The 18,394-nt window shown below is 64.7% G+C and carries 16 protein-coding genes; 7 read left to right on the forward strand and 9 right to left on the reverse strand.

Annotation, left to right across the window (positions count from 1 at the left end; translation table 11 throughout):
• Nucleotides 1–4: 4 nt before the first annotated feature.
• From IPL79_17605 to IPL79_17615, 3 genes are all read right to left on the reverse strand, one after another.
• On the reverse strand, nt 5–1,699 hold the full coding sequence (locus IPL79_17605; protein ID MBK9072794.1) for a PilT/PilU family type 4a pilus ATPase: 1,695 nt from the start codon (nt 1,697–1,699) through the stop codon (nt 5–7).
• A gap of 111 nt (nt 1,700–1,810) precedes the next feature.
• A complete protein-coding gene (locus IPL79_17610; protein MBK9072795.1) occupies nt 1,811–2,170 on the reverse strand; it encodes a hypothetical protein in 360 nt (119 codons plus the stop codon).
• Nucleotides 2,167–2,910 (reverse strand): trypsin-like serine protease, encoded by a 744-nt coding sequence (locus tag IPL79_17615; protein MBK9072796.1) that lies wholly within the window; start codon nt 2,908–2,910, stop codon nt 2,167–2,169. Before IPL79_17615 ends, IPL79_17610 begins: the two co-directional genes overlap by 4 nt.
• A 98-nt stretch (nt 2,911–3,008) precedes the next feature.
• Between IPL79_17615 and pdxH the strand changes: the two genes are divergently transcribed.
• The gene (gene pdxH, locus IPL79_17620; protein MBK9072797.1) at nt 3,009–3,653 is read left to right on the forward strand and encodes a pyridoxamine 5'-phosphate oxidase; all 645 of its coding nucleotides are present in this window, start codon (nt 3,009–3,011) and stop codon (nt 3,651–3,653) included.
• Here the strand turns inward: pdxH and IPL79_17625 are convergent.
• Complete coding sequence (locus IPL79_17625; GenBank protein MBK9072798.1) at nt 3,642–5,372, reverse strand: FAD-dependent oxidoreductase; 1,731 nt, start codon at nt 5,370–5,372, stop codon at nt 3,642–3,644. The genes pdxH and IPL79_17625 overlap by 12 nt on opposite strands.
• A 53-nt stretch (nt 5,373–5,425) precedes the next feature.
• Complete coding sequence (locus IPL79_17630) at nt 5,426–6,154, reverse strand: iron-containing redox enzyme family protein (protein ID MBK9072799.1); 729 nt, start codon at nt 6,152–6,154, stop codon at nt 5,426–5,428.
• Between the two features lie 349 nt (nt 6,155–6,503).
• Between IPL79_17630 and IPL79_17635 the strand changes: the two genes are divergently transcribed.
• Nucleotides 6,504–7,304 (forward strand): transposase, encoded by an 801-nt coding sequence (locus IPL79_17635; GenBank protein ID MBK9072800.1) that lies wholly within the window; start codon nt 6,504–6,506, stop codon nt 7,302–7,304.
• Between the two features lie 26 nt (nt 7,305–7,330).
• Here the strand turns inward: IPL79_17635 and IPL79_17640 are convergent, their stop codons facing one another.
• From IPL79_17640 to IPL79_17650, 3 genes are read right to left on the reverse strand one after another with little or no spacing between them, the layout of a single operon-like run.
• On the reverse strand, nt 7,331–7,990 hold the full coding sequence (locus IPL79_17640; protein ID MBK9072801.1) for a DUF2238 domain-containing protein: 660 nt from the start codon (nt 7,988–7,990) through the stop codon (nt 7,331–7,333).
• Nucleotides 7,991–8,027: 37 nt separating this feature from the next.
• Nucleotides 8,028–8,954 (reverse strand): M50 family metallopeptidase, encoded by a 927-nt coding sequence (locus tag IPL79_17645; protein MBK9072802.1) that lies wholly within the window; start codon nt 8,952–8,954, stop codon nt 8,028–8,030.
• A 43-nt stretch (nt 8,955–8,997) separates the two neighbouring features.
• Entirely contained in the window at nt 8,998–9,228 is a 231-nt protein-coding gene (locus tag IPL79_17650; protein MBK9072803.1) for a heavy-metal-associated domain-containing protein, read from the reverse strand.
• Between the two features lie 97 nt (nt 9,229–9,325).
• Between IPL79_17650 and cadA the strand changes: the two genes are divergently transcribed.
• From cadA to IPL79_17675, 5 genes are read left to right on the forward strand one after another with little or no spacing between them, the layout of a single operon-like run.
• The gene (gene cadA, locus IPL79_17655) at nt 9,326–11,524 is read left to right on the forward strand and encodes a cadmium-translocating P-type ATPase (protein MBK9072804.1); all 2,199 of its coding nucleotides are present in this window, start codon (nt 9,326–9,328) and stop codon (nt 11,522–11,524) included.
• A 12-nt stretch (nt 11,525–11,536) separates the two neighbouring features.
• Nucleotides 11,537–13,435: an ATP-binding protein gene (locus tag IPL79_17660; GenBank protein ID MBK9072805.1), complete on the forward strand. Its 1,899-nt coding sequence runs from the start codon at nt 11,537–11,539 to the stop codon at nt 13,433–13,435.
• A gap of 15 nt (nt 13,436–13,450) precedes the next feature.
• Nucleotides 13,451–15,778 (forward strand): hypothetical protein, encoded by a 2,328-nt coding sequence (locus IPL79_17665; protein MBK9072806.1) that lies wholly within the window; start codon nt 13,451–13,453, stop codon nt 15,776–15,778.
• 57 nt (nt 15,779–15,835) lie between these two features.
• A complete protein-coding gene (locus IPL79_17670; GenBank protein ID MBK9072807.1) occupies nt 15,836–16,561 on the forward strand; it encodes a hypothetical protein in 726 nt (241 codons plus the stop codon).
• A 7-nt stretch (nt 16,562–16,568) separates the two neighbouring features.
• The gene (locus tag IPL79_17675) at nt 16,569–17,105 is read left to right on the forward strand and encodes a hypothetical protein (protein ID MBK9072808.1); all 537 of its coding nucleotides are present in this window, start codon (nt 16,569–16,571) and stop codon (nt 17,103–17,105) included.
• Here the strand turns inward: IPL79_17675 and IPL79_17680 are convergent.
• Complete coding sequence (locus IPL79_17680; GenBank protein ID MBK9072809.1) at nt 17,102–18,292, reverse strand: isocitrate/isopropylmalate dehydrogenase family protein; 1,191 nt, start codon at nt 18,290–18,292, stop codon at nt 17,102–17,104. The two genes, IPL79_17675 and IPL79_17680, sit on opposite strands and share 4 nt — an antisense overlap.
• Nucleotides 18,293–18,394 lie beyond the last annotated feature (102 nt).

Raw genomic sequence — 18,394 nt, forward strand, 5'->3', positions numbered from 1 at the left:
GCGGCTACGGCTCCTTATCTTTTTTGCCAAACATGCCGCGCGCGCGCGCCGCCATGTCGCCCATTTTTTGGGCGGTGTTGCTTTGCGGCGCGGCGACGACCGGCGCCGGGCCGCGCAGCTGCAACAAGAACTCTTTCTTTTGCTCGGCAAAGGCGAGCGCGGTCTCTTCGGTGATGCGGTCGGCCTTGAGCAAGGCCATGAGGGATTCATCGAGGCGAATCATGCCGAGCGAGCGGCCGCGCTGCTGCACGTTGGGCAGCTGAAATAGCTTGTTGTCGCGAATCAGCGTCCACAGCGGCGGGCACCCCGAAATGAGCTCGACCGCCGCGATAAAGGCGCTGTTGTCTTTATTGGGCACCAGCCGCTGCGCGATGACGAACTTGAGCGCGGCGGCGAGCGTGAAGCGAATTTGTTGTTGTTCGTTGGGTGGGAAAAAATCAATGAGACGGTCGATGGTCTTGGCGCCCGAGGGCGTGCTCATGGTCGCGATCACCAAGTGGCCGGTTTCGGCGGCGCTGATGGCGATTTCGACGGTTTCGCGGTCGCGCAGCTCGCCGATGACGATGACGTCGGGGTCTTCGCGCAGCGACGCCTTGAGCGCGGTGGCAAACGAGCGGGTATGGATGCCGACCTCGCGTTGCGACACCACGGCCAGCTTGCGCGGATGCAAGAACTCAACCGGCTCTTCGACCGTAAGAATGTGGCCGCGCTTGGTGCTGTTGATGAGATCCACCAGCGCGGCAAGAGTGGTGGTCTTGCCGTGACCGTTGGGACCGGCGATGACGACCAGGCCCTGATGATAGTTCGTGATTTTTTTTAGTTCGACCGGTAGCTCAAGCGACTCGATGGTTGGCAGCGGCTCCATGACCAGGCGAAAGCTGCCCTTGAGCCCGGTTTTTTGCCGCGAGATGTTCACCCGGCAGCGACCACCGCCCGGGATGTCGACGGCGAGGTCGGTGTAGCCGCGCTTTTCGAGGAGCTCGCGCTGCGAGAGCTGCATCAGCGGGTGCAAAATGCTCTCGACAACCTTTTCCGTCATCGGGTCGCCCCACGGTTGCATGAGCCCGGCGCACCGCATCTGCAGCGGCCGATTGGTCATGATGTGGACGTCGCTGGCGGCGCGGCCGCGGGCGGCGCGCAAGATGCCGAGCAAATCTGGTGGCGGATTGCCGAGTAGCAGACGCGAGCGCGGCGCTTGGACAGGCGGAGCGGCCGCGGGAGGCGGGGTGGGTGCCGCGTCTTGCTCAGGGGGCGGGGCAACCGGCATAGCGGCAGGCGACGCCGCGGGAGGCATGGCCGGCGGTGGTGGCGCAAACGTGCCGGCAGGCATCGCGGCCTGGCCAAAGCCCGAAATGGATCCGCCAGGATTGGCCGGCGGCATGGCAATCCCGCTGGCATGAGCCGCTCGCGCAAATCGGAGTTGGATGACGTCGCCGCGCCGCGCCGCTGAAATGGTCAGGTCGGCGGCAAACAAGGTGCAAGGCACATCGGGCGCATTGCCGTCGGTGCGAGGCACCACCATCGCCGCGTCGGTGCCCGCGATGATCGCTTCGATCTGCGGCGTCGTGAGCACCTGTTGTGACACCGGCTTGAACTCGCCGGCCATGCGCGCCATCACGGGCTTGCCGGTTTGCAGCGCGATTTCGGCGATGTCATCGCGGTCGAGCAACTTGAGAATTTGCGCGAGCTGCGCGGTCATGTCGTAATTAGTTTAGAGGTCTGGCGCGGCCTGCTCAATCAGCGCGGCACGGTTTCCCAAGGCTTTACACGAGGCGTGGTAGGCGGCTCGCACACATGTGCGCGGCCGCGGTCAATCCGCGACGTTTTGGCAATACGCGCCATACGACGGATCGTCGACGCAGGTATTGCCCTCGCAATCGCAGCTGCGGCGCCGCACCTGGCCTTCGTCGCACCACACCGCCGCGTTGCGATCGCAGCTGCCGAGCACGTCGACGCCGCGGCAAGGGTCGGTGCCTTCGATGCATCGGTACGCCTCGTCAACCACGCTCCAGCCGCAGGTGTTGGGGCACGAATCGGCCCACAGGCGATCGCTCAGACAATAGAGCGCGCGCCCGCCGGTGCATAGGCCCTCCGCGGTGACGTCGCCACAACCTGGCGTCCCAGCGGGATTGGGCGTCAGGCCGGTGTAGGTCTCGATCCATTCCTTCATGAAATCAGCGCGGGTGAAGCGATCGTAGCCAACGCATGAGCTATCGCCGCCTTTGAGCGCGCCGGCCACCCGCACGACGCCGGTGGAGTCGATGACCATGAGCGGCCCGCCTGAGTCGCCGCCACAGACGCCCTGCTCGCCGTCGCCCGCGATGCGAATAAACTGGGCGCCATCACTAGGTGGCGCCACCGCCTCGATGCGCGAGGCGACAAACTTTTTCTCGCCGATGCTGCCGTTTTCTTGTTCGCCAAAACCTCCGGCCTCGGCCGTATCGCCAACAAAAATTCGAGCGGTTGCGTGACGATGGGAATAGGCTCGACGTTGTGCGCGGCCAGATCAAAATCGGCGAGCTCGACGAGGGCGAGATCGAGTTCGATGGCGTCGCCGAGATAGCTGTAGGTTGGGCTGTTGATGATGCGGATGATGTCAAAGCAGGCATCGGGCTCGTAGAGGCTGGTGCCAATGCAAAATTGCTGCGACTCCGTAATGTCGCAATGCACCGCCGTGAGGACCCAGCCGTCGGCGATGACGGTGCCGGTGCAAATCGCGCCGTTTGCCCACACCCCAATGGCGCGCTCTTGGCCAAGCGAGAGCTCCACGTGCGTCGGATGATCAGTGCCGTAATATACAGCGTCTAGCTCGCGGGTGTCGCCGCATTGATCCTTGCCGGCGCCAGGGCAGGCGAGCAAGGCGCTCGCCAGCGGCAAAAGCAGGCAAATTGGCAGGCCGCGGCGGAGCATGGACAAATTGTAGCGGACGGCCAGGCAAATAGCATCGGGCATTTCGGTCGGGCCCCCCAAACTTTGACTGCCGTCACAGGGTGTGGGAACACCAGGCCATGGCCGACGGGAAATTATGGCATCACGGCGAAGGCTATCAGGGCGACGCGTTGGACGTGGGCTCGGTAGCCGCCTCGCCGTTTGACCAATTTAGGGCGTGGTTTGCGCAGGCCGAGGCTGCCGCGCTGCCCAAGGTAAACGCGATGGCGCTGGCGACGGCTGACCCCACGGGGGCGCCCTCGGTGCGCATGGTGCTGCTCAAAGAAATGGACGAGACGGGGTTTGTGTTCTTTACCAACTACGAGAGCCGCAAGGGCCGCGAGCTGGAGGCGCGGCACGACGCGGCGCTGTTATTTTTTTGGGACGCGCTTGATCGCCAGGTGCGCATCGAGGGTCGCGTCGAGCGCGTGTCGGCCGCGGATTCGGATGCGTATTTCAACGTGCGGCCGCGCGAGAGCCGAATGGGCGCGATTGCGTCACCGCAGTCCAAGGTAATCGAAAGCCGCGCCGCGCTGCAGGCGCGCGTCGACGAGGTCACGGCGCGCTTTGATCACGCCGAGCCGCCACGGCCCGCACACTGGGGCGGCTATCGCGTGGTGCCGCAGGCCATCGAATTCTGGCAGGGGCAACCCAGCCGCCTGCACGATCGGTTGCTGTATCAACGCGACGGCGCGGCTTGGTCGCTTGTCCGTTTAGCGCCCTAAGGCTTGGCGGATGAGGTGTTGGCGGGTGGCGCGGCGCAGCCGTTTACCCTGGGCATCGCGGCGAACTTGTCGCGCGAGCACCCTCGCCCATGTTTGCGTCGCCTTCCCAGATGGCAACACCTTGCCGGCGGGCGCGATATTGTACTGCTCGAGAATTTCGACCGCGACGGCTAAGCCGGTTTCGGCGGCGCCTTCCATATAGCCTTGAAAATCGAGCGAGCAGTGTTCGCCGGCGAAGTGAAGGTTGCCGACGCGTTCACCCTCGAGCCCATAAAATGCCCATTGTCCCGGGCGGTAACACGCATAGCTGCCAAGCGTGTGCGGATGGGTTGGCCAGTGCATGCGCACGGCGCTGTCCGCCACATAGGCCGCGGCGGTGCCTGGAAAGACCGTATCGAGCCACGGCTGCACCTCGACCGCTCGCGCCTCGGCCGTGCCATCGCCAATCGCAAGGCCGCGCGCTCCGCCGACGAAGTTGGTGATGATGCCAGCGTCGCCGGCCTGGCCGCGCGTGGTGTCCCACGTGGTTTGCAATTCGCCGACATCGGAAAACGACGACCCGGAGGCGTCGAGCTGAGTTTTCCATACGCGCTCGGAATACTGCATCATCAGCTTGGCGTTGGTGCCGTAGCCGAGCTCGTCGATGATGGCCAGCTTTTCCGCGGGGAGACCCAGCGCGCTAATGTTGATCTCGCGTAGGCGGGTGAATGGCAGCGCGAAGACGACATGCCGCGCGACCCAGTGCTGCTGGCCCGCGCCGGTCTGCGCGGTGACGTCGTAGTGGACGGCGCCGCTGGTGTCGCCCTCCGAGACATCGGTGACCACGGCGCCGGTTTGGATGCAATTGCTATCGAGCTCGTCGATGCGTTGCCTCAGCGCCTTGGCGATCGACTCGGAACCGGCGTGGAGGTGAAAGCGCTCATCGGAGTCGCCGAAGATGAGAAAATCATCGGTGGTTTCGTAGTCGATGAGATAGAGCATGTTGAAGACTGATTGCTCGTCTACCTCAAGACCATACTCACCGAGGTAGGCCGCCTCCAGCAGCATCCGCAAATGCGACGTGCTCGGCAGCCCCGCCTCGTTCTCGAGCCACTCGGGAATCGACATGGCGTCGATGCGCTCGAACTCGGCGTCGTCGGCCTCCGCGGCGGCCACGGCATTGGCCATGATGTCGGCAAGATCGACAAACTCATTGAGAATGGCGGCCTTGTCGACGTGTTGGCCATCGAGGTAGTAGGTGTCGGCGAGCAGCCCTTCTGACTCAGCGACCAAGTCGTCAAGCGCCAGGTTAAATTCATCGGCCAGCGCCTTCATGGTGAGGTGCCCGGAATCGATGAGCTCGCCGCCAAGTTCGATGAGTTGGCCGCTTGGCATTTGGTCATCCGCGCTAAAGGTGCGGCCGCCGGTGCGATCGCTAGATTCGAGCAAAATGACGGGAACGTCGGCGAGCAGCAAGCGATAGGCGCAGTGCAGGCCGGCGAGCCCGCCGCCGACGATGACGACGGGGGGACGTTCGGTGCCCTCGTTGCACGCCTTCAGCAAGGGCGCCACGAGGCTTAGGGCCGCCGTGCTTTGCAACCAGGCGCGGCGGGTGAGGCCGCCGGTCGCTTCCTGCGAGGACGCGCCCGGGTTGGCGTTGGCCGCAAGCGCGGCGCGGCGAGTTTGCCACGCCTGGTTGGCGAGGCGCTGCAAGGATTTAAAAAGTTTGGTTCGAGCCATGCGCGACAGTTTGCCACGCACGTCGCGGGGGGCGAAATGTAGGTAAATTGTTTTTACGTGACCGGGCGCACGAGGCCGCACGCTAGCGAGACCTCGTCGCGATAGGCGAGCCACGCGGCAAGTGTTTGCTCCATGGCGGTGACGACGATCGCACGGCGCTCGGGCGCGACATGGCCGAGCACCACGTTCCAAGCCGCCGCGCGGTGACTGCCTTCGACTTGGCGATGCGCCTTGGTGAGCGCGAGGTGTTCGAGGGCTAGCCCGTAGTGTTTTACGAGCGGATGATTTTCCAGCGGCGCCTCGGGGCGCTTGGGTGAATTTGGATCGAGCTCGCCGCGATCGTACGAGGTGCCTTCGATAAAAATGGTGGTGACCGCGGCCGCGACGTCCCAGCCTTGGTGTTGCGTACAGTCGTCGAGCACGACGCGGTAAGCTGCGGCTTTGGGTTCGAGCTTAATCTGCGCGAAGCGCGCCAAGTCCATGCCCAGCCCGCGCGGATACTCGAGAAATAGCTCGGGATGCGGGCGTCCGGCGACCAGCCCACCGGTTTCTTCTTCGTAGACATTTTCGATGAGGTCGCGCCGCGCCTCGGCGTGCGGGCATTGCACGTACGCCCACCCGACGAGCACGGGAAAGTCGCGCACGTAGGTCTCGTATTCTTGCTCAAAGTGATGGTGCAAGCGTTCGCGGGGTACGAGGCCGCTGGTGAACAGCGGCCAGCCCCAATGCACCTTGCGCTCCATGACGAGTAGCAGGGCCTCGCGAAACGATGCGGCGTCCATGGTTAAATTATAGACTTGGTGATGGGCGGGCAGGCGAAATCTTCGGTGAATTAGATCGCTTTCGAGTTGTTACGTCCACGGCAGGCCGCCAGCCGCTGAGGATGGCGCTCCTTACGCGCACGATGCTAGAAAAAATTATCTAGGCGCCGGGCGCGGCTTCAAATGGCCAGCGCCCCGGCGCTCTACCGCCATTCGTTCTCACCGGGGGGGCGAACACGCGGTCTGCTGCGTTCCCGGCCCCGGGTTTTTTGATGACCCGGGCCGGGCGCTGGTGGGGGGTGTCATTTATTGAAAATAGCGTTGATTTTTGCAGCAGCATGGGCCCTGTTCGTATATTAATGCTAAATCAATGAAGGGCCTCAAATCGACCGGCAGTGGCAAGTCCAGGGCTCAGCTCGCGCTGGCCGTTGGCACGGCACATCGCAAGGCGAAGGATGGTTCGCGACGAGGTGGCAAGCGTGCGGGTGCGGGACGCAAACCTAACGGCGCGGACGCGATGGTGTCGCATCTGCGGCGTCCACAACATAAGGCGGCGCATCCGCTTCACATATCAATGAAGGCGTTGCCACATGTGCCCAACCTGCGGCAGCCGCGGCTGGTTCGCGTTATCACGCAGGCGATGCGACAGGTGCACGGCGCGCAGCAGCGCGATGATAGCCGCGGCGCCTTTCGCATTGCCGAATTTTCGATTCAGGACACCCACGTGCACTTGCTCGCCGAAGCGGCCGACCAGCGCGCGATGTCGCGCGGCATGGCAAGCCTTGCGATTCGCATCGCCCGGGCCATCAATCGCGTGCTGGGACGTGAAGGCAAGGTCTGGCGCGACCGCTATTTTGCGCGCCGCCTCACTGTGCCCAAAGAAGTTCGCAACGCGCTCGTTTACGTGCTGCTTAACAGCACAAAGCATATGCCGGATCGGCTTGCAGCCGGGCGGTGGCAAACTAGCACGCGGGTGCTGGTGGATGTGCGCTGCACCTCGGCGGCGTGGTTTAAAGGCTTCTCGCCGACCTGCGAGGCAGCGTTGCGGATGGCTGAAACGGCGGCGCCGCAGCACGATCCTCCGGTCGTGCCAGCGGCGACGTGGCTGCTGACCACCGGTTGGCGCAGGCACGGGCTTATCGATCCGCGGCGAGACACACCTCGCAGCTGAAAATATTTCTCTGAACTAAGCGGCGTTTAGTTTGAAGCCGGTTGCCGCGTGTGATCGGGCGCAGGCGCGGATTGTGCCATCGACCGCTCGTGTGGGCGTGAAAAGGCTAACAGCGCAATTGCCGCGCCAACGCCTACCAGCAGCATGTCCCACTGCGCATCCCACACATCGCCTTGCGAGCCGAGGAAGGCTTGGCCGACATCGGAGGCGAGGAGCAGCGCGGCCCACCATTCGAGGAGCTCCCAAAAGGCGCCGAACGCGAACACGATGCTCCACGCGCAAACGGCGAGCCACGCGCCGCTCAGCGGCGTTCGCTTGCGCAGCACCTCGCGTGCGAAAAACGCGGGAAAAAGGCCAAGCGCAACATGACCAACGCGGTCGTAGTGATTCCGACTGAGATCAAATGCGTCGCGTGCCCAATTGCCAAGTGGCGTTTCGGCGTAGGTGTACATGCCGCCGTAGATCAAAACCAAAATATGAAGAAACGTGCCGATGTACACCCAGTTCGACAGCGGGAAGCGGCGGTAGCTTGCGGCCATGAAGGCGACAAGCAGTAAACCGGGGACCACTTCGAGCGACCAGCTTTTGATGCCCGCGGGCGCCACCAGCATGGTCGGCACGCTGATGGCCAACAGCAGGGCCAAGAGGACCACGGGCAGTTTGCGGGTCGCAGGCTGAGACGACATGCCACAACCCTACATGGTTTCGTTGGCGCCGCCGCGGCTACGAGCGGCCGTCTTCGACGACGACGAAGCGTCCGTTACGCAGTTCCACCGTCCACTTGCGTGGCGCCTGACCGCTCTGCCAACTTACGCCACTCATGTGGCCCTGGCCCGCGGCGCCGGCGCGCATTAGTTGTTCGAGCATGACGCGCGGGTCGACATTGCTCGGCATGCCGCCACCAAATGGCGAGGCAAGCGGGGCGTCATCGTCGTCGGCGTCGCGCAAGCCGTCGCGACCGAGCACCTCGACCTCGCCGGGGCGCCGCGCGCGATAACCACCGCTATCATACGCAAAGCGCTGCGCCATCGCCCGCGCCTGCCATACCTCAGCGGTGCCAAGGAACCACAAAAACGGCGCGATGAGCGCGAGGCGCCAGCTACCCGTGCCAATCGCGACAAAGACGAGCACGATCGCAAACACGCGTGACACCTTTACGGCGACCTCCGTCGCACGAACAAAATCGAATTTGCGGGTGAGCAGCGCCCGTAACACACGCCCGCCGTCCATCGGCAGCGCGGGTATAAGGTTGAAGATGGCGAGCGCGGCGTTAATATATCCAAACCATTGCGCCATCGGCTGCGCGGTGAGTTCAAACAGGCCAAAGCCAAGCACGGCCAAGGCGACCGAAACCGCGGGGCCCGCGAGCGCAATCGCGATCTCGTGGTTGGCCGATTTTGGCAGCTCCATCATCTTGGCGGCGCCACCAAAAAAATTGAGCTCGATGCCGGCGATCCGGACGCCCAGCCGGCGCGCGACGACGGCGTGGCCAAGCTCATGCAAGAGCACGCCGACCATCGCCATGCTGAGGATGAGCAGGCCTGCGGCGCCGCCTTGCCAGAAAAAAACCATGGCCAGGAGGAGGAAAAAACCGGTGCTCAGCTCAATTGGAAACCCGAGCAACGTGCCTAAGCGCATGCGTCCAAACATGAGCACAACGTGGGGCGCAAAGGGCGCGATGTCAATGGCTGGTTTACGCCGCAGCAGGCGGGGCAATCGATCCGCCAAAACCGGCGTCATCAAGCGCACTTAGCAAGGCTTCTGAGGTGGGCGATGCGGCGCCTGTGGCCACCTCTATCGTTGCGGAGGCTTTGGCGAGATCGACCGCGACGTCGGCGACGCCCGGCACGCCGCGCAGGGCGCGCGTTACGGAATTGGCACAGCCGCCACAGGTCATACCGGTAATGGCTAGTTTTATGCTCATGACCGCAACCTAAGGCTTGTTGGGGGCTGGGGCAAGCCGCAATATTTGCGCGGCGTGGCGGCCTCGTTATTGTGAGCGGGGTCGGGTATCAAGGCGTGTGGCAAGCGACGCGGCGGCGCCAAAAAAGACCGAGCTTGCCATTACCGGCATGACCTGCGCAGCGTGCGCATCGCGCATCGAGCGCGTCGTCGGCAAGGTCGCGGGCGTGCGCGAAGTCAACGTCGATCTGATAGGGCATCGCGCGGTGGTCGTGCACGACGGCGTGCCCGCGGCGACCTTGATGTCAGCGGTGGCGCGCGCGGGCTACGGCGCGACGATCGCCGAGCCGATGCAACTACATGTCGACGCCGAGTATCGCGATTACGTGCGGCGCTTGGTGGTGGCGCTGGCCTTTGGCGTGCCGGTGGTGGTGATGGCGATGAGCCATGGCCTGGTGCACATTCCCTATCAGCGCTGGCTCGAACTCGGTTTGTCGTTGCCGGTGATGGGTTATGCGGGTTGGCCGATCTGGCGCGGCGCGATGGTGGCGGCTCGGCATGGCGGCGCCAACATGAACACGCTGGTGACGCTGGGTGCCGGCGCGTCATTTGCGCTCTCGTTATGGGCACTGCTGACGACGCCCGCCGCGCACCACATGCACGCCCACTTCTATTTTGAGGCGGCGGTGGCGCCGGTGGCCTTTGTCCTGCTAAGTCGCGTGATCGAGACGCGGCTGCGCATGCAGGCGAATCAGCAGTTGCGCGGCATTTCATCGCAGCTAGCGGATGAAGTTACGGTGCTGGTTGGTGGCGAGCCGCGCACCGTGGCGCGTGCAACCTTGGCGGTCGGAGACGTCGTGGTGGTGCGGCCCGGCGAGGCGCTCGCCGTCGATGGCACGATCGCCAGCGGCGCGTCATATATAGATGAGGCCATGCTAACCGGCGAGAGCGTGCCACAGCGGCGCGAGGTCGGCAGCGCGGTGTATGCCGGCACGATGAATGGCAGCGGGGCGCTGACCGTGGTTGCGACCAGCAGCGCGAGCGAGTCGCGGTTGGCGCGCATTATTGGCGGCGCCGCTGACGCGCAGGCGAGCAAGGCACCGATTTCACGTCTGGCCGATGCGGTGTCGGCGCGCATGGTGCCGGCGATCTTACTGCTCGCCGCGGTGACGATAGCGGTTTGGTGGTTGCGTGGCGGACCAGGCGCCGCAACGCGCGCGTTTGAGTTTGGCGCCGCGGTGCTGATGATCGCGTGCCCGTGTGCGCTGGGGCTGGCAACGCCGGCGGCGCTGTCGGCGGCGCTGGCGCGAGTGGCGAGCCTAGGCGTGGTGGTTAAATCTGCCGCCGCGTTCGAGAAGGCGGCGCGCGTGCAGACCGTGGTGTTTGACAAGACCGGCACGCTGACCGAGGGACGGCCCGATGTGGTCGGCCTCGATCCGGCACCGGGTGTCAACGAAGCGCACTTGCTTGCCATGTGCGCCGCAGCCGAGGCGCAGAGCGAACATCCACTGGCGGGCGCGGTGTTGCGCGCGGCGGGGGCGCGCGGCGTGGCCGTACCAGCGGCCGAGGCGACGCAGGCGGCGACCGGGCAGGGCGTCACCGCGAGGGTCGACGGCGGCGTGGTGCGCGTCGGCAAGCGCGCGTGGTTGACGGCGGAGGGCGTGGCGATAGGCGAAGTAACTGAGCGGGCCGCGGTGACCACCATTTATGTCGCGCTCGACGACGCCTTCCTCGGCACGTTGGCGATTGCCGACGAGGTGCGCGCTGATGCGGCGGCGGCGATCGCGCAATTAACGCACGCCGGGTTTTCCCCTGTGTTGCTGACGGGCGACAACGCGAGCATCGCCGGCGCGGTCGGCGGCGCCCTTGGCATTAACGACGTAATTGCGGAGGCCACGCCCCAGAGCAAGGCGGACTTGGTACGGCAGCGCGCCGCGCAAAGCGGCCACGGCGTGGCGATGGTTGGCGACGGCATGAACGACGCGGTGGCGCTAGCATCCGCCGACGTATCGATCGCGATGTGGCATGCTAGCGACGTCAGCGTCGCGGCGGCCGATATCGTGCTGACGCAAAATCGGCTGCTCGATATCGCGGTGGTGCTCGGGCTCGCCAAGCGCACGCTGCGCGTGATCAAGGAAAACCTGTGGTGGGCGTTTGGCTACAACGTGGTTGCGCTGCCGCTCGCGGCAGGCGTGTTCTATCCCCGCTGGGGCATTGCGGTGTCGCCGATGGTGGCAAGCGCACTCATGGCGCTTTCGAGCATTTCGGTGCTGATCAATAGCCAGCGACTGCGTGCACGCGGCCCCCGCAGCGAGTAAGCTGGCGCCCTTATGGCCTCAGGTTCGCCAACGTCGCTCCCTGAATTTCACAAGGCCGAGGTCGACCTCGCGGGCCTGATGAAGGTGCTCGGCGAGCATCTGTATTCGACGCCGCTGGTCGCGGTGCGCGAGCTGATCCAAAATGCGCATGATGCCTTGGCTCGGCGCCGCAGCGAAGACGCCGCCGGCGACTACCAGCCCCGCATCGACGTGACCGTCCATGCGACGAGCAAGACTATCTGCATCAGCGACAACGGCGCCGGCCTTACGGATGAAGAGATTCGCCGCTACTTGGCAACGGTTGGCACGGGCTATACGCGACAGCTGCGCGAGGCGGGCGGCGCGGCCAGCGACGAGCTGATCGGCATGTTTGGGCTGGGATTTTTGTCGGCCTTTGTCGTCGCCGACAAGACGACCGTGACGACGTGTTCCTATCAGACCCCAGGCGCGGTGTGGGTTTATAGCAGCCGCACCGGCGAGACCTATACAATAGCCGCGGCGCCGGCAGGCACGTCGATGGCGGTGGGCACCCAGGTTGAGCTCGTGCTCAAGCCTGCGCATCACGCGCTGGCAGATGCCGACGTGCTGCGCGCGGTGTTGCGCAAATACTGTGCCTTGCTGCCGATACCGGTGTATCTCGGAGGCGAGTCGGTCGCGATCAATGCGGTCGCGCCGCCATGGCGAACCCAGGCGCAGGCCGATGCGGCGCCGGCGAGCGAATTGGCGCTGCGCAAGGCAAGGCTGGCTTTTGTCGCGCCATTCGAACCGACGTTTGAGCCAATCTGCACCCTGCCCATCGGCAAGAACGACGCCGACGTCGCCGGCCTCTTGTGGATCCAAGACGGCTCAACCTATGGCAACGCCGACAATCGCAACTTGCACGTCTACGTGCGCGGCATGATGCTCGACGACGATGCGCGCGACTTGCTGCCGCGCTGGGCCGGATTTGTCGGGGGCGTGATTGAATCGAGCCGCCTGGTGCCAACCGCGAGTCGCGAGGATTTGCAGCGGGATGCGGCGTGGGACGGGGCCGCGGCCGCGCTGCGCCTTACGCTGGTGAGCGCGCTGCGGGGGCTGGCGACGCGCGAGCCCGAGACCTGGCGCCGGGTGTGCCTCTATCACAATGAGGCGCTGCTCGGCGCAGCGCTCGCCGACGATGAGTTGTTCGAGCTGCTGCGCGACCAGCTCACGGTGCCGACGACCGAGGGCGATCTGCCGGTTAAAACCATCTTCGCGCGCGGCGGCAATCGCGCCTTTGTCTCGCTGGCGGTGCGCGGCGGGTTTGAAGAGACCTTGTTTCGCGCGCAAAAAATCCCGGTGGTGGCAGGGCGGCGCTATGCGGCGGCGAGTTTTTGCGAGCGCCATGCGCAGGGCGCGGGTGGCACCGTGGTGCGGCTCGGCACCAAGGAGGGCAACGCCACCGTGTTTCGCCGGGTCGAAGGGGAGCCGGGGTGGCGCGAGGCGCTGCAGGCGATGCTCGGCAGCGAGCACACCGAGCTGGTGCTCGCGAAGTTTGAACCCGTGGACATCCCGCTCGTTGTTGTCGTCGATCGCGACGCCGAGCTCAAGGCCGCGCTTGAGCACGACGACGCCGACAAGCGCCTCGGCGCGGGCGTCTTGGCGCTGGCACGCAAGTTCACCGCGGGCATCAAGACGGCCAACGCGAGCCTGTACGTAAATGTTGCGTCGCCGGCGATCGCGCGCCTGATGGCGGCGTGCGCGGCCGGCGCGGCGCCAAGTGCGTTGCGCGCGCATCCCGCGGCGGCGTTGTTGCGGGGCCTTGCCACGCTTACCAGCGGCAGCGGCGAGGCGGGTGGCACGGGCACCGGTGCCGGCGAGTCATTTTTGGCGGCGTATCGCGCCGTGGCCGTGGCCGTCGATTCGCTAATGATGGTAGACACGAGCAACTAGGTCACAAGGAAAACCATGGACATTTGGAGTTGGGTAGAGCGCCGCACCGACGAGCTGCGCGAGGCGGGGGACGAGCGGTTGGCATATATCGTAAATGCGCTGCCGAGCGCGGTGGTGGACGAGGCGCATCAGGCAGCCGATGCCATGATCGAAGAAGGGCTGGCGCGCGCGCAGGAGCTGGGCGATGCGTGGCTAGAGGTCTATTTTCGCCATTGGGCGCTGCAAAGCCGCGTGCTGCATCGCAACGACGCGCGCCGCCTGGGCGATGCCATCGAGGCGCTGGAGTTTTCACACCGCGACGAGTGTCGCGGCTGCCCGCAGACCACCTGCACCGTCCAGGACGTCGCCTCCTGCTACGGCCTCGTCGATGGCGCGGGCTATGCGCGCGAGCGGCTGGCGGTCTGTGATGAGGCCCTTGCCAAGCTAACACCGGCGTGGACCTGCTTTGTCTGCATTTCGAATGAACGCATCGACGCGATGATCGACGCGGGCGACGTCAGCGGTGCGGCGGCGTTTGCCGACGCGCAGCGCAAGCAATTGCTGGCGGCCGGCGACCCAGAGCGCGAATGCTTGCTCAACCTTGAGGAAATCTTGCTCCGCCAAGGCAAGTTTGACGAGGCCTTGGCGTGGACGACGCAAAGCACCGACGATCGCGACGACAGCGAATCTGAGCGGATGAAGCGCAGACTCATGAACGGCCTCTTATACGCCAACCTTGGCAACGCCGACGCCGCGCGCGCCGCGCTGCCGCCGCTCGCGGAATTGGCCGATCGCCCCGGCCAGCTGCCGCGTTGGCTGCGCTTGGCGACGTTGCTTGCCGAGCTTGGCATGTTAGAAAATACCGCGATGTTGCGGCTCGATGTCGCGCGCGCCATCGCCGTGCTCGAGCAACGCCACATCTTTCGCCTGGCGCTAGAAAATGCCGAAAAACTGGCGTTTCTCGCCGTTGCCGCCAAGCGGCGCGGCCCAGCGGAGCGCGCCCTGGCGGTCATGGAGCGCTGCCTGCCACAGCTCGCCCAGCCGCTCGATGCGCCTGCCAAGTTACATGCCGTTGGTCACTTGGTTGGCAACCTGACGTGGCAGCCTGCGGAGCTAACGACTTTGGGCACCCGGCTTGAGCGCGTGGCCTTGCGCGAAGACGCGGCGGAGTTGCTCGAGGAACTAGAAAGCGCGTTGGCGATCGAATCTCGCACCGACGACGCCACCGCGATTCTCGTACCGCTGGCGGCCTATTATCGCCGCTTGGGGCTCTCCCACGAGGCCGTGCGCGTGCTGCGCGGGGCGTTTGCCGCAACGCCCAGCGAAGACTTGATGTATCAGCTCGGCAACGTTTGGCTTGGCGATGGCCAAACCGCGGCGCTCACCGAGTTTGCCGATCAGCTGCGCCTCCGACCAGAAACCTGGGCGCGCGCCGGCCATCATTGGTTTGCCGGACGGCTGGCGATGGCGGCCAATCGATACGACGAGGCGCGCGATGAATTCTTGACGGCGATGCCTCTCATTCAACCAGGTCACGGCGTGCGCACCCTGGCCGCGGAATGCGAGCGTCGCCTTGGCCACTTCGACGTGGCGCTGGCAATGTTGCAGACCGTGATCGATAGCGGGGCGGAGGCCGGGCCGTGGGATTGGGAGCGCATGGCGCTAGCGACCATGACCCAGCGATGGGACGTCGTGCGAGAGAGCGCGGCGCGTCTCGAACTTGGCGTAGAACTCGGCGACACCGCCGACCACGGCGCAGGCGAGTTTTGCCAGATCGCGTTTGAGGGCGAAGAATATGTGTGGGACGCGGTGCGCGTCGGGCCGGTCACCGCGCGCATCAGCGAAATCGGGCCCCACAGCTCGACGCCGCACTTTGACGACTTGATCGTGTTTGATCGCCTGACGGCCAAGCAAGTCGGCGAGGTGCCCTCGCTGGGCGAGGACGGCGAACCGCTGGAAAATGGCGAGCTGGTCCCGGTCTTTGCGTTCACGGCCATCCGCGTGCTCGTGGCCGGTGGGTGTTTTCGATTCGCAATCGATGGCGTGCATCCTGGCGAAGCAGGGCTGGGTGAGCTCGCGGCCTGTCTCAAGAAGTATGGCGCGCGTGCGCAAGACGTCACCGATCGGATCGGCGGCGGCGACTATGAACTCACCGCTCCCGATGGCGAAGCGCTGCCGGGTATCTATCTCGTGGTCGCGCTGCCCGCCGCGTGCGATCTGGCGGCCGTGTCGCGCGAGATGGCGGCGATCGTCGGGCACTGGCCGCATCCGTTGGTGTGGCCGCGGCTTGCGCAAGCCGCGGGAGATGTGGAGCAGATTGCCGCACAGGCCGCTGCGGCCGACCTGTATGACATTACCGAGTAGCGCCCGCTGCGCGCGGCCAGCGATTGCGTTATGATTTTTGGGTAGGACGGGGGGCGTATGGCGCGAATTATCTTGGCTATCGCGGTGGGATTGGTCGTGGCCTTGGGCGGCTGCTTTTTGCCGCTATCGGCGGGCGCGCCGCAAATGGCGTCGACGGTGGGCAAAGGCAGCTATGGCACCAGCCTGGCGCTCGAGGCGCCAACGCTCGATCTCTCGGGCGAGGATGGATCGATCGGCGTGGCCCCGGCGGCAGGCGGCACCGCGACGGTGGCTTATGGCGTTGGCGATCGCACGGACCTCGAGGTGAGCCTAGAGGGCGCGATGTATCTCTTCATTCTGCCCATGCCTACGGGTGGCGCGGTTGGTGTGCGCCACCAGGTGGTGGCCTCCGAGCAATTTGACGTCGCGATCGCGGGGCGCCTTGGCGGCGTTGCGACGTCATTTAGCAGCGATGGCAACGAGCAAAAATACAGCGCGACCTATGCGGCGGCATCGGTGGCCGTGCAGGGCGCCTATGGGCCATTTCGCCCCTTGCTCTCGGCGCAGGTGATGCCTGCGCGCATTACGCGCAACGTGAATGGCGACGCGACCAAATTTGTCGGCACCGCGGCCTCGGTGACCTTAGGCGCGATGTTTCAATTGAGCGATCGGGTGCAGTTAGGGCCCTACTGGGCCGGTTTTTCGTTTGCGAGCGAGCGCGTCGAGCGCATCACCGAGTGGTCGGCGGGCGTGATGCTCGCGGTGCGCGGCGATCGGCGCGCGATCCCAAAATTAAAACAGTGAGAACACCATGAAACCATTTTCCATTTGTCTGCTGGCTACCGTCTCGCTAAGCCTGAGCTGTAAAAAGTCGAGCGAGCACAAGGTCGCTGACGCGCCCGCAGCGGCCGTCGACGCTGCAGCCGTCGACGTGACGCCACCGATGTCCATGCGCCTTTTCCCTGTCGGACGTTACAAACTGTTGGCGGCGTCAAGTAAGCACGCCTTCGTGTTGGAGATCGTTGAGCAGAATGGCCCGTATTGGGTGCTGGAGTGGAAAAGTGAGGACACCGCACCCGCGATTGAGGCTGGGAAGGCAACGGCGAAGGAACTAACAGTTTTGTCCATGAGCAAGGAACAGCTCAAGCTATTTTACAAATGTGTAGGTGATGCGACCGGTAACCCTGAAATCAAGGGATTCGCGACAATTACCAAACTGGCAAATGATGACCTTCGCTACGAGCTCGTGTCACCGCCCAACAAGGGCGGCACCGCGTGGGATTGCAAGGACGATGTTGCGCAGTTTTTTGGCACGTATCGCAAGATCGCCGAGGCGCCCAATCATTAGCCGAGTCGCGCAAGCGCCTGCGCAACGACTTGTGTTGCGACCTCGGAGCGTTTTTTTCCAGCTGCCTTGCCGGCGAGGTCGGCGGTCAGGCAGGTGCCCTCGGCGATGAGCGCAGCCACGGCGGCCTCGATGGCGTCGCCGCCGCGGGTGACGCGCACGTCGGCGTGGCGTGCGCCAAGCCAGCGCAGCATTTCGGCGGTCGCCAGCATCATCGCCATGGGGTTGGCGGCATCTTTGCCAGCAAGTGGCGGTGCGCTGCCGTGGATGGGTTCGAACATGGCGTGCCTATCGCCAATGTTGCAGCCGACGGCCATGCCCATGCCGCCCTGCAACACCGAGGCGAGGTCGGTGAGAATGTCGCCAAACATATTGGTGGTGACGCAGACGTCAAAGCGCTCGGGTTGCGTCAGCACAAACATGGCAAAGGCATCGACGATGGCGACGTCTTTTTCGATGTCGGGATACGCCTCGCCAACTTCGAGGAAGACCTCGTGAAAAAGCTTGCAGCCCCACAGCACGTTATTTTTGACGATGCAGGTGACGCGCTTTTTGCCATCTCCCGGAGCGCCCTTGCCGCGCGCGCGCGACACCTCGAAGGCCTTGCGGATGACCTTTTCGCTGGCGGCGCGCGTAATGACGCGCTCGTCGATGGCGGTAGTTGTTATCGCCGAAGGCGCCGTGCTCGCGGGTTCATAGTGGCCTCGGCCGCTGTAAAGCCCCTCGGTGTTTTCGCGAATCATCACCATGTCGACATGCTCGGGCTGCCACACGCTGGCGAACCTCCCGGAGATGCCGTGTTTGGTGCCCGGGTAACATTTTACGGGGCGGATGTTGGCGTAGAGATCGAAGTGGAGACGGTTGCCGATCACCGGCGACCAGCCGGCCATTTTGCCGGCGAGGTCGGGCCCCGCGGCATCGGTCATGGTTACGGGCCCACCGCCCGGTGCTGGCCACCCGACCGCGCCGAGCAAGATCGCATCGGCGTCGGCGCAGCGCTGATGCGCATCCGCCGGCCAGTCGCGGCCGTGCGCCAAATAGTAACGCCCGCCACACGGGATCTCGTCGATCGCAAACGCCACCCCAAGCTTGTCGCCAACGGCTGCGAGCAGCAGCGAGGCGTCGTGGGCGACCTCTTCGCCGACGCCGTCGCCCGGCAACAGCGCGATGCGATATCCCGATGATTTCATGCCCGCTACGCTATACCAACCGCCGTCACCATCGCGTCACCTAGGTGACGAAAGTGTTGCGCAATTGCAACGGCAGCGCCCTATGGCCGACGCATGGTGCTG

It is taken from the genome of Myxococcales bacterium, from assembly GCA_016716835.1.
Lineage (GTDB): Bacteria > Myxococcota_A > Polyangia > Haliangiales > Haliangiaceae > JADJUW01.